Origin of the sequence: Paenibacillus lautus NBRC 15380, from assembly GCF_004000945.1 — a bacterium.
In the GTDB taxonomy this organism is placed as follows: Bacteria; Bacillota; Bacilli; order Paenibacillales; family Paenibacillaceae; genus Paenibacillus_AQ; species Paenibacillus_AQ lautus.
The window spans coordinates 432,621-444,812 of record NZ_BIMF01000002.1 but is presented as its reverse complement, the minus strand read 5'-3'; the positions used below and the strand labels follow the sequence as shown (position 1 = coordinate 444,812).

11 protein-coding genes are annotated in these 12,192 nt (G+C 50.8%); 8 read left to right on the top strand and 3 right to left on the bottom strand.

Annotated features, from left to right (window positions below):
• Positions 1-92: 92 nt before the first annotated feature.
• Together PLA01S_RS05330 and PLA01S_RS32265 are read left to right on the top strand one after the other, a co-directional pair.
• A complete protein-coding gene (locus tag PLA01S_RS05330) occupies positions 93-884 on the top strand; it encodes a hypothetical protein (protein WP_127590507.1) in 792 nt (263 codons plus the stop codon).
• A gap of 133 nt (positions 885-1,017) precedes the next feature.
• Positions 1,018-1,134 carry a YjcZ family sporulation protein gene (locus PLA01S_RS32265; RefSeq protein WP_218033639.1) on the top strand — a complete coding sequence of 39 codons (117 nt, stop codon included), beginning with the start codon at positions 1,018-1,020 and terminating at the stop codon, positions 1,132-1,134.
• A gap of 52 nt (positions 1,135-1,186) precedes the next feature.
• Here PLA01S_RS32265 and PLA01S_RS05325 read toward each other — a convergent pair whose 3' ends face one another.
• Positions 1,187-2,257, bottom strand: coding sequence for an anthranilate phosphoribosyltransferase (locus PLA01S_RS05325; protein ID WP_127590505.1), 1,071 nt, complete (start codon positions 2,255-2,257; stop codon positions 1,187-1,189).
• Entirely contained in the window at positions 2,254-2,877 is a 624-nt protein-coding gene (locus tag PLA01S_RS05320; RefSeq protein ID WP_127590503.1) for an ANTAR domain-containing response regulator, read from the bottom strand. The genes PLA01S_RS05325 and PLA01S_RS05320 overlap by 4 nt, the downstream gene beginning before the upstream one ends.
• Positions 2,878-3,234: 357 nt before the next feature.
• Between PLA01S_RS05320 and nirB the strand changes: the two genes are divergently transcribed.
• The 6 genes from nirB to PLA01S_RS05290 all read left to right on the top strand — a co-directional run bounded on the left by nirB (position 3,235) and on the right by PLA01S_RS05290 (position 11,070).
• On the top strand, positions 3,235-5,667 hold the full coding sequence (nirB, locus tag PLA01S_RS05315) for a nitrite reductase large subunit NirB (RefSeq protein WP_127590501.1): 2,433 nt from the start codon (positions 3,235-3,237) through the stop codon (positions 5,665-5,667).
• A gap of 13 nt (positions 5,668-5,680) precedes the next feature.
• Complete coding sequence (gene nirD, locus PLA01S_RS05310) at positions 5,681-6,001, top strand: nitrite reductase small subunit NirD (RefSeq protein WP_100536697.1); 321 nt, start codon at positions 5,681-5,683, stop codon at positions 5,999-6,001.
• 39 nt (positions 6,002-6,040) lie between these two features.
• Positions 6,041-6,916, top strand: coding sequence for a formate/nitrite transporter family protein (locus PLA01S_RS05305; RefSeq protein ID WP_127590499.1), 876 nt, complete (start codon positions 6,041-6,043; stop codon positions 6,914-6,916).
• Positions 6,913-7,680: a uroporphyrinogen-III C-methyltransferase gene (gene cobA / locus PLA01S_RS05300; RefSeq protein ID WP_127590497.1), complete on the top strand. Its 768-nt coding sequence runs from the start codon at positions 6,913-6,915 to the stop codon at positions 7,678-7,680. The genes PLA01S_RS05305 and cobA overlap by 4 nt, the downstream gene beginning before the upstream one ends.
• A gap of 263 nt (positions 7,681-7,943) precedes the next feature.
• Positions 7,944-9,593 (top strand): FAD-binding dehydrogenase, encoded by a 1,650-nt coding sequence (locus PLA01S_RS05295; RefSeq protein WP_127590495.1) that lies wholly within the window; start codon positions 7,944-7,946, stop codon positions 9,591-9,593.
• Between the two features lie 145 nt (positions 9,594-9,738).
• A complete protein-coding gene (locus PLA01S_RS05290; protein WP_127590493.1) occupies positions 9,739-11,070 on the top strand; it encodes an MFS transporter in 1,332 nt (443 codons plus the stop codon).
• Positions 11,071-11,119: 49 nt separating this feature from the next.
• Here the strand turns inward: PLA01S_RS05290 and PLA01S_RS05285 are convergent, their stop codons facing one another.
• Positions 11,120-12,037 (bottom strand): aldo/keto reductase, encoded by a 918-nt coding sequence (locus PLA01S_RS05285; RefSeq protein ID WP_100536702.1) that lies wholly within the window; start codon positions 12,035-12,037, stop codon positions 11,120-11,122.
• Positions 12,038-12,192 lie beyond the last annotated feature (155 nt).

Genomic DNA, 12,192 nt, shown 5'->3' with positions numbered 1-12,192 from the left:
ATGTCCCTTTTGGGGACGGCAAGTTGTTATATGAGATGTAATTCAACACTATTTCAAAAGGCCTTGCCGCCGAAAGGAGCACGAATTTTACCATGATGAAAAACAAGATGAAGGTTGCTTTATTTCTAGCAGCAACGATGATGGTTGGATCCGCGAATGTTTACGCAGCAAGCAGTGCAAGCACGTCTGTTCCGCAGACGAAGGTAGCGGTTTCTACTGCCAAACCGGAGAAGACCTCCGTTTCGTTTGATGATCATATCAAGGAGTTGAGTAACAAACTTAAGGCAGGACAGATGGTTGCCTACTATGTTGCGGACCAGGAATATAATCGGACAGATCAAATCCACTTTACGTCTAAAGGCTTCGGTTATACTAAGTATACGGACTATGTGGCGAAGGCGAAGGCAATGAACGCTCCAACGCTAACCAAGCCTGCTGACTTGCCGAAGAGTTATTCATTTCAGAACGCGTCTTTATACTTAAAGAGCCCTGATAGAACGTCGAGCTTGTACGAGAAGCTGGACCAGGAATTGAAGACGAAGGCCACTAACGGCGAGAAGTTCGTTTACTCCGACATCATGAAGTCGAATGAAGCATCCGGGGCGATCCTGAATTTTGATAAGGGAAAAGTAAAGCTTCAAGTTGTTGCGAGTTATATTGTTCCTGAACAGCCAATGGGCGGAACGCCTGTGCCGCAGAAGAAACCGAACGAGAAAAAGGAAAGCATCGTCATTAACGGAGTAGAATGTGTCTACACAGCCGACTCCAAGGGAAGGGATCACTTGGATTGGGTCGATGAAGAGCAGCAGATTCGGTACAGCATTTGGGCGGAGAGCGCCAAATCGGATGTGCTGAACTATGCCAAGAAAATGATTGCGAAATAAGGCTTCGTCTTAAAATATCCGGATTCATGTTGACACAATTCCTGCCTGTTTTTATTTTTTCCTCTAGAGTCTACGCTCTTTGATATCACGAGCATAGGATGTTGTGTTCGGAAAAGTAAAGGAGGTTGGAACAATGGGTGAAGTTGCTGGATACGGTGGCGGAGGATATGGATCCGTTGGAGCAGTACTGGTTCTCTTTATTCTCTTGGTCATCATCGTTTCTGCGTTCGGATTTGGATTTGGGGTTTAATAGGTGATGAAAATGAAACCCGCACCGCTTGCCCGGTGCGGGTTTCTTCTGTTCAATACGAAACATGTCTGACGATGGGTGAGGTCCAGCCGTCATTCGGGACAGATTCTAAAAGCAAGGAGAGCCACTTGTTATATAACTCCCACGGTTTACCCGAGTCCAGCAGAGCCTTGCAAGTATAGATCCCTTCCTCGACGGATCTGACCTTATCCGCCAACTGTAAGCGAACGGCTCCATTCAGCAGAACCTGGTAGATAAAAGCGATGTCCCCCGTACCCTGTAGAACCTGCTCGGTAACGTCAGCTTGTTCGGAGGGGGTCCAGCTTATGTCCGGAACGGGCGTATCGAGTCCGTACGCTTCCGGGTCGATGATCTGGAGGTTGGCTTCACCCTTCTCAACTCGGTAAGTCCGCGTGGGCCGGTGAATGAATAGTTCATCCGAGCCTTCACTGCCTTGAATGATGATCGCTTTCCGATAACCGAGTTTCATGATCAGTCGGCTTAAACGGTCAAAGACCGTATTATGGTATACACCGAAGGTTAAGAAAGGGGAATGAGAGTAATCCACAAACTTTTCGGCCGTATTAAGCACGGTCCGCATACCCAGCTCCTCCCGGATCGGGCGAAGATTCTTAAGCGGGGGACACCACTCTTCAGCATGTACATATAATACGCCCGATTGCTGGGCAGCGCGGACGCATGATTCTTTTGCCAGTAACGGTCCGGTTATCCCCTTCTCCGCAAGTATATCCGACAATGTGATCCCCCACTTCGGGGGCAGTGATGCGGTCCCATGCAGAGTGACAGGCAGGTCAGCAGCAGCCAGCACAAACGCAGTGGCTAACGTAGAGAAAAAGGAGGACTTTCTGCCATCATAAGGTCCTGCGCAGTCTACACCCTCATGTACAAATGAACGGTCCGCATATTCACGGCCGACCTTCACGAATGCCTCCAATTCTTCCACGCTTTCCATTTTGATGCGTTCCGCAATGAAAAAGGCACCGATCTGTGCAGGGGTTGCCTGCAATCCGAGAATCGATTCTGCAGCCTGCAGCGCTTCCTCGTAAGTCAGGTCCCGTGCACCCCGTTTGCCGCGGCCGACTTCTTTTAATAAGTGGATCATGATTTTTTTGCACCTCCTGAACCGGTCTCCTGCAGCAATTGATACAACTTGACGATCGAGGTTGCGACATCCACCATTCTTTTTCTTTCATTCATCGCCTGTTTGCGCAGGACATCGTATGCTTCGGATTCCGAAATATTTTTCATCTTGCACAGAATGCCTTTGGCCATATCAATCCATTTTCGCTCTTCAATGCGGGCAAGAAGCTGCGTTCTTTCATTATGCCACTGCTCTCGTTCGTAAAAATGCTTGGAACTAAAATGCAGCGTCCAATGCAGCTCATGCTCCTTCATGGTGGGAAATAAAAGTCCATCAATTATAACATCATCTTCACATGCTTCGAGAGATTGCGAAGCGGCATGATCGCTGCACCACCACAGAACCGGAACGCGCTTTTGTTGTTCGAGGGTGCTGCACCATGATTTGATTGCAGCAACCGGGAGGTGGAGAACCGTACCGTCTGCTTCCATGATTCCGGCCAGCGCTTGCTTCTCATTGCGGGCAAGGTGGACATTGTAGCCATATGAACGAAGGATAAACTCCGGAAGAAGCGCCCTGGCATCTGTGTCGCTTCGCTCTGAAGCAGGGACCGGATGGTGGATAACCAGCAATGAACGCATGGATTGACGCTCCTCTCATAAATGATATCCTGTCAGAGTTTAAGCTGTTAGCACAAAGCAGTTATTATGTTAAATTATATAACATATATCACAGGGTGATGTCGATATTTAATTAAATTTCTTCATTTCATGTCAAATATGTTGACAGATGGATCGGGTGTAGTGTATATTTCCCTCAAGAAACTTTATATTTCCCGGATACAACGGTGTATCCCATTAGCGGCAAAGAAGCCTGCTTTCGTTCCCGGTAAGAGTGTGCCTACTCTACTGGAACGAATGCAGGCTATTTTGGTTTTTAAGGCTTTTGATGAATGAACAAGTATATTCTAAGGTGTTAGACGGAGGGGAGCGCGAACCATGACAAAAAAGAAGTTAGTAATGATCGGGAATGGTATGGCAGGGGTACGGGCAATCGAGCATTTGATCAAGCTTGCGCCGGATGCTTATGAGATTACGATATTCGGATCGGAGCCTCATCCGAACTACAACCGGATCATGCTGTCATCCGTCCTCGCAGGTGGTACCGATATGAAGGAAATCATCATTAATGATTGGGATTGGTATAAGGAGAATCGGATCCAGTTATATGCGGGTCATACGGTGACACGGATCGACACCCAGAATCGTCAAGTTTTTTCCGATCAAGGAGCTGTTGCTGACTATGATGTAATGATTATAGCCACCGGTTCCAATCCATTTATGCTGCCTTTGACTGGTGCCGACAAGGAAGGCGTTATCGCGTTCCGGGATATCAAGGATTGCGAAACGATGGTGAAGACATCGCAGCAATACAAGAAAGCGGTGGTTATCGGCGGAGGCCTGCTGGGTCTGGAGGCCGCTAGAGGGCTTCTGCATTTGGGCATGGATGTATCTGTGGTTCACCTTAACCCCTATCTAATGGAACGACAATTGGACGAAACGGCGGCCAGAATGCTGCAGCGTGAACTTGAAACCCAAGGAATGAAATTTCTGCTGAATAAAAATTCGGAGTCCATCTCAGGGCGGAAGCGGGTGAAGGCACTCCAATTTACGGATGGGAGCCGTGTCGAGACCGATCTGATCGTAATGGCCGTCGGGATCAAGCCGAACGTTTCCTTGGCACAATCCTCCGGGATTGAAGTCAAGCGCGGAATCGTTGTTAACGACTATATGGAGACGAATATTCCCGGCATCTATGCGGTGGGCGAATGCGCAGAGCATCGCGGAATCGCTTATGGTCTTGTGGCACCGCTATACGAACAGGGGGCTGTGCTTGCCAAGCATCTGGCGGGTGTGGAGACGAGCGGGTACGCCGGTTCCGTAACGTCAACGAAATTAAAGGTATCCGGCGTGGATGTGTTCTCTGCAGGTCATTTTGCTGAACCGGAAGGAACAAGATCGATGCGATATCAAGATGAAGTTGAAGGAGTATACAAAAAAATCGTGATTCGCGAAGACCGGCTCATCGGAGCCGTTATGTTCGGAGATACAGGGGATGGACCCAAGCTGTTCTCGCTGATGAAAAGCGGCGAATCCATCAAGGGCCGAGAGAAGGAGCTTCTGTTAGGCTTCACGGGTCATGCCGGTACCGTATCGACGGAACAGCGGCTGGCTCAGCTGGCGGATGATGAGATCATTTGCGGCTGTAACGGCGTATCGAAAGAAGCGATAAAAGATGCCATTCTTACGAAAAAATGCAACACCGTTGCTTCCGTTAAAGCTTGTACAAAAGCATCGGGATCCTGCGGCGGCTGCAAACCGCTCGTTGAGGGACTGGTTCAGTTATACGCCGGAGATGCAGCAGGGGAGCCCGTGAAAGAAGGGATATGCGGGTGTACATCGCTAGGACGGGATGAAATTATCAGCGAGATAACCCGTCTTGGACTTGGAACCGTCAAAGAAGTGATGAATGTGCTGGGATGGGACAATCCGGAGGGATGTTCTAAATGCCGGCCATCCTTGAACTACTATCTGGGCATGCTGTTTCCGGAATCCTACGTGGATGAGAAGGAATCCCGCTTCACGAATGAGCGATACCATGCCAACATTCAGAAGGATGGCACCTATTCCGTTGTTCCCAGAATATATGGCGGGGTGACGTCACCTTCGGAGTTAAAGAAAATTGCAGAGATTGCAGAAAAATTCGATGTCCCGATGGTTAAGATTACAGGCGGACAACGGATCGACTTGCTTGGCGTTAAGAAGGAGGATCTGCCGAAGATGTGGGAGGAGCTGGATATGCCTTCCGGTTATGCTTACGGTAAAGCCCTCCGTACCGTTAAAACTTGCGTGGGGTCCACGTTTTGCCGATTCGGCACCCAGGATTCCATAGGCATGGGTGTGCGCTTGGAGAAAGAGTTTGAGCGGCTGAGCACCCCGGCTAAAGTGAAACTTGCGGTTTCCGGATGTCCTAGAAATTGTGCAGAAGCGACCATCAAGGATTTTGGAGTCGTAGCGATTGATGGCGGATGGGAACTGCACGTCGGCGGCAATGGAGGCGTTCATGTTCGGGCAACGGAGTTATTATGCATCGTGAAGACGGAAGATGAGGTGCTCGAATGGGCCGGGGCATTTATCCAATACTATCGGGAAAACGCGCAGTGGAATGAGCGGACATCGGTTTGGATCGAACGAGTAGGCTTGGACCATGTAAAAAAAGCATTAGAGAAGAAGGAGGACCGCGTCGCGCTCTTCTCAAGAATAAAGCTGGCATTAAGCAAGCAGAAGGATCCGTGGAAGGAAATTACGTCGGATACTGGGCTTCGTAAAAACTTCGTGCCTTTGCCTGATGCTGAACCTGTGACGAAATAGGGGGAATTCAAAAATGACGAAACTTCATGTAGGATATGTGAACGAAATTGATCATAAGGGCTCAAGGACCATTGAAATCGACGGAACGGAAATCGCGCTGTTCCGTTTATCGGATGGGGATATTCTGGCTGTGGAGAACAAGTGCCCGCATAAAGGAGGCAAGCTTTCGGAGGGAATGGTATGCGGGAAGCAGGTGCACTGTCCACTGCATGATTGGAAGATCGATCTATGCAGCGGGCAGGTTCAAGAGCCGGATACGGGCAACGTAAACACCTATCAGGTTGAAGTTGATCCGGTAAGCGGCGCGATATACCTGCAGGATCGTACGGCTTAAACGCGAAAGATTGTTTCCATATGAGGGGGGGTGCACGATATGGATTATGTGAAACCGAATCAGGTCATGTATGACATGATCGAGGCCGGAGCCGCGAAAGCCCGGCTGAAGACTTCGCAAATGCTCATCCGCGGCATGTTGTCAGGCGCCATCCTGGCGTGCGCCACCACGCTAGCTTTTACGGCTTCGAACCAAACGAATATCCCGATGGTGGGCGCAGTCCTGTTTCCGGTTGGCTTTGTGATGATTGTCCTGCTGGGCCTAGAGTTGGTAACTGGAAGCTTTGCGCTCTTGCCATTAGCCGTCCTGCAAAAGAAAGCTTCAAGTGCCTCCATGCTTGCAAATTATGGATGGGTTATTCTCGGACATCTGATAGGCTGTCTGATTTATGGGGGGCTCTATGCACTTATCGCGACCAAGATGGGGACGGATATGAGCCATCCGCTTATTCAGATGATTGTCGACACGAGCGAGACAAAGACACTCGGCTATAAGGCGCTGGGCGTGAGCGGCATGCTGCTGGTAGTGATTAAGGCTATGCTCTGCAACTGGATGGTGACGCTAGGCGTTGTCATGGCGTTTACGTCAAGCTCAACGATAGGAAAAATCGCTGCGATGTGGCTGCCCATCCTGATCTTTTTCGGTCAAGGATTCGAGCATGCGGTTGTAAATATGTTTGTGATACCGGCGGGCATGATGCTCGGGGCGGATGTCAGTGTGGCCGATTGGTGGCTCTGGAACCAAATCCCCGTACTAATAGGTAATTTTATTGGTGGAGCGGTATTTACCGGGGCGATGTTGCACTTATCCCAATTCGGATTCGGAAAGCGCAGCGAGGTTAATCCGGTTGCGAAGGCCCATCATGGACTCAGGGTTATGGAGGCGACGACGGTTCCGGTCGATAAAAGACGATGAGGCCGGGCATGGTGTATATTGTTGGCGCAGGTCCGGGAGATCCGGAGCTGATTACGCTGAAAGCCCTTCGGCGTATTCGTGAAGCGGACGTCATTATGTACGATCGACTGGTGAACGATGAGCTGTTGAGTTACGCAAAAAAGGATGCTTTACTCGTATTCTGCGGTAAGGCACCCGGCAGCCATTCCATTCCGCAGGAGAAAATTAACGAGAACATGGTGACTTATGCCCTTGCCGGTCATGATGTCGTAAGACTCAAGGGAGGTGATCCACTGATCTTCGGACGAGGTGGCGAAGAGGCGTGCGAATTGGCTGCACGAGGCATTCCCTTCGAGATCGTGCCCGGCGTTACCTCGGCATTGGGAGCAGCCTCCTCCACAGGGATACCTCTGACCCACCGTGGAGCCAGCACTTCGGTAGCTTTTGTCAGCGGAACGAGCTGCCATGGAAACGAGCGAAGCGTGAGGTGGGACTTGCTGGCTCACAGTGTGGATACACTTGTGGTGTACATGGGCGTCAGCAGAATGGACGACATCTGCAAGGAGATGCTCGCTCATGGCAAGCCGTCGTCAACTCCCGTTGCTATCGTTGAACAGGGGACAAGGGCAGAGGAGCGAACCATAACGGGAACGCTCGGAACCATCCACAAGATTGCCCTTCTTATGAACGTGAAGAATCCGGCGCTTCTGATCATCGGTGAAGTTGTACGAGTGAGGGATCAGCTCCTGAAACTGGCTGCGGAGGCGGAGGAACGGACAGGATAAATTGGAACGAAATACAGATACGCTAACCATAAAGTGAACCCTTATCCATTTGGGGTTCACTTTTTTTGGAATTAAACATGTTTGTGGCACAGGGAAGGCATACACTATATGAATACGGCATAAGGTTCCGCGATGCCAATTCGCAGCAATAGGGAAGCGCTTCCAAGCCGGAGAAAATATCATGTTTAAACAACCAGACGTGATATTGCCAGAGTGTTAACAGGTCTTGCTTGTTTATATATCTGAAAAACGGGGGTGCACGTATGAAATATGACGTAATCGTGGTGGGAGCGGGGTTATCCGGTCTTGTGGCAACCGCGGAGATAGCCGAGGCCGGCAAGCGGGTGGTGCTGCTTGATCAGGAGCCGGAAAGCTCGCTGGGCGGGCAGGCATGGTGGTCTTTTGGCGGGTTATTCCTAGTTGATTCGCCGGAACAGCGAAGACTGGGCATCAAGGATTCCCGTGAACTGGCGTGGCAGGATTGGCTGGGAGCTGCTGGTTTCGATCGGGAGGATGACGAGGATCGATGGGGGCGGAAATGGGCAGAGGCCTATGTCGATTTTGCGGCCGGCGAGAAACGGGCATGGCTGCATTCGTTAGGGGTCCGATTCTTTCCCGTTGTAGGCTGGGCCGAACGTGGCGGGTATCTCGCGGAGGGGCATGGCAATTCCGTGCCGCGCTTTCATATTGTGTGGGGAACAGGTCCTGGAGTCGTACAACCATTCGAGTCCAGGGTCAGAGACGCCATACGTTCAGGAATGGTTGATTATCGCCCCCGTCACCAAGTGGATGGACTGATCACACAGGAGGGTGCCGTTACAGGCGTAAGAGGTTCAGTCCTTGCTCCGAGTGCGGCTTGTCGCGGCGAAGCAAGCTCGCGGGAGGTGGTCGGCGACTATGAATTTTGTGCAGAGACCGTTGTTGTCTCCAGCGGAGGAATCGGCGCCAACCATGAGCTGATCCGGCAGCATTGGCCATCTCGGCTCGGTAATCCTCCGCAAACGATGCTCTCTGGCGTTCCCGAGCATGTGGATGGACGGATGCTTGGAATTACGGAGAAAGCAGGTGGGCGGGTCGTCAATAGAGACCGGATGTGGCACTATACCGAAGGGATTCAGAATTGGAGCCCGGTCTGGTCAAAGCACGGAATCCGGATACTGCCGGGTCCTTCTTCTGTTTGGCTTGATGCCAAGGGGCAAAGGCTCTCTGCCCCGAATTTCCCGGGCTTCGATACGCTGGGAACTCTGAAAGCCATTCAGGATACAGGCTATGATTATTCCTGGTTCATTCTCACCAGAAAAGTGATAGAGAAGGAATTCGCCTTGTCCGGATCAGAGCAAAACCCGGATTTGACAGGAAAGAGCATCCGCAAGGTGTTAGGCAGAGTAGGTTCGGGTATCCCGGGGCCGGTGCAGGCATTCCTGGATCATGGGGAGGATTTTGTTGTTGCCGATTCACTGCCCGAGCTAGTGGATGGCATGAATAAACTGACAGGCAGGGATCTGATCAAGCGGGTGGACATAGAGCGTCAGCTGGCTGCGAGAGACCGCGAGATGGACCATGCATTCACCAAGGATCTGCAGATTACGGCGCTTCGGGGTGCAAGGAATTACATCGGCGATCGTCTGGTACGCATAGCCAAACCGCATAAATTTCTGGATCCAGCCCATGGTCCTCTGATCGCGGTACGCTTACATATTCTTAGCAGGAAAACGTTGGGCGGGCTGCAGACGGATCTATCTGGGCGGGTACTTAATGCAAACGGCGAGCCGGTTCCCGGACTCTACGCAGTTGGAGAAGCAGCGGGATTCGGAGGGGGAGGCGTTCATGGATACCGTGCATTGGAGGGAACTTTTCTGGGAGGCTGTCTGTTCACAGGGAGACAGGCGGGCCGGGGCATTGCGAGGCTCTGATGATAGGGAGTTCCTGTTTCGGTTAACGCACGGCAGATTGCAGGTTAGCTGGCAGATCCTATATAGCCAAGTGAAATGAAAATTTCTTCTTATCGTGAGATTGTTTATGGTATTCTGTTTGGTAGCACATGAAAGGAGAATGTCCATGTCCCATGATCAGGATATTGCTGAAACCAATACAAAGCGGCTATCCCATATTCAATCTTACATAGATTCGCCCGACTTGCAGAACAAGCTGTATAAGAAGACCCTCATCGTTGTGATCCTCTCGCAAATATTCGGTGGGGCTGGCCTGGCCGCAGGATTGACGGTCGGTGCGCTTCTGGCACAGGATATGCTCAAGACCGACAGCTATGCAGGAATCCCTGTTGCTCTAATCACGGTCGGTTCCGCACTGGGTGCCTGGTATATTGGCCGGCTTACCCAGCGATATGGAAGAGGGCCTGGTTTGGCTGCCGGATTCCTGGCGGGGGGTATTGCCGCGATCGGAGTCATATTGGCTGCCGTTTATCAAAATATTTATCTATTGTTTGCTTCGTTGTTGATATACGGTGCAGGTACCGCTACGAATATGCAAGCTCGTTATGCAGGCACGGATTTGGCTAAACCTTCACAGCGGGCAGGTGCGGTTAGCATGGCGATGGTTTCCACCACCTTCGGTGCCGTTGCGGGTCCGAATCTGGTGGGGGTTATGGGGAACGTTGCGGAATCCTTCGGGATTCCCGGATTGGCAGGACCGTTTATTTTGGCAGCCGTGGCATTTATTCTGGCAGGTTTGATACTGCTAGTATTCCTGCGCCCGGATCCCTATGCGATTGCCCAAGCGATTGAGGAAGATAAAATTAAAATTTCCAGCGATTCTTCGGCCGGAACGGTGAACGGATCAGAACGAAACAAACGGGGGATCATGGTTGGAGCCTGCGTGATGATATTGACTCAGGTGGTCATGGTCTCAATCATGACCATGACGCCCGTCCATATGAAACATCACGGCCATGATCTGAGTGCGGTCGGTTTGGTGATAGGCATTCATATCGGAGCGATGTACCTGCCCTCGTTAATCACAGGTTTCCTCGTGGACAAAATCGGCCGCATCCGCATGTCAATCGCTTCCGGAGTCGTGCTCCTGAGTTCCGGGATTCTAGCCGCTTTGGCTCCTGCCGAATCCATGGCGTTGATCATCACGGCGCTGGCTTTGCTGGGGCTGGGTTGGAACCTTGGCTTCATCAGCGGAACGGCGCTCATCATAGATGCTACCCATCCTTCCGCCCGCGCCAGAACACAGGGAACGGTGGATGTCTTGATTGCATTAACGGGCGCATCGGGCGGCGCTTTATCCGGTATGGTGGTTGCCCATACCAGTTACGGTACACTCTCGATTGCGGGAGGTTTGCTGTCGCTGGTGATGATACCTGTTTGTTTAAGCTCGGTGAACAAGCGCAAACCTTCGTCATCCTCTAAAAACACGGCATTATAATGAAACAGCCTCCTATCGCAGTCGATAGGAGGCTGTTTTGTAATGGCCTTTAAGGCAGGATGTTGCCTGCCGCACGGTATATCGCATACCATTCTTCGCGGGTGAGCGTTACATCGCCGGCTTTAATGCAGTCCTGCAAACGACTGATATTCATCGTTCCGATGATCGGCTGCATATGTGCAGGGTGACGAAGAAGCCATGCGATGGCAATTGTAGTATTGGTTACGTTGTATTTTTCCGCAATTTCATCGATCTTCTGATTAAGCTCAGGGAACTTGTCGCTACCAAGGAATACGCCTTCAAAGAACCCGTATTGGAAAGGCGACCAAGGCTGAATCGTAATGTCGTGAAGTCGGCAGAAATCCAGCACGCTGCCATCACGGTTAACCGCGGCGTCATTCTCCATGTTGACGTTGATCCCGCTCTGTATCATGGTGGTGTTCGTGATGCTTAGCTGCAGCTGGTTGGCTACGAGCGGCTGCTTCACTGCTTTTTTCAGAAGCTGGATTTGCATCGGATTCTGGTTGGATACGCCGAAATGACGCACTTTACCGGAGCTTTCGAGTTTATCGAATGCTTCAGCCACCTCTTCAGGCTCAACTAACGCATCCGGACGGTGAAGAAGGAGTACGTCGAGATACTCGGTTTTGAGTCTTTTCAGGATGCCATCGACAGAATTCAAGATATGCTCTTTGGAGAAATCGAACATGCCCTGACGAATCCCGCATTTCGATTGCAGAATGATCTTCTCGCGGACTTCTGCATTCATATGTATCGCATCTGCAAAAATTTCCTCGCAAGCTCCGCCGCCGTATATGTCGGCATGGTCGAAGAAGTTAGCGCCTTCCTCCAGTGCGGATGACACGAAACGCTCGGCTTCCGCTTTTTCCAGCGAATTTATACGCATGCAACCAACGGCTACAACAGGTACTTCCAGTGAACTGCTTCCAAGCTTCATCGTTTTCATGATTACGGTCCTCCCATTCAAAATAGGTTGATTTTACTGTCAGTATCTAGTTTATTGTGACATGCAGGGGGCAAGGTGTACAAGCTTAAATTTGACAAGAGAGTTCGCTTGAAATAAAATGACTCATGAGTCATAAATGACTCCAGGGTCAATTT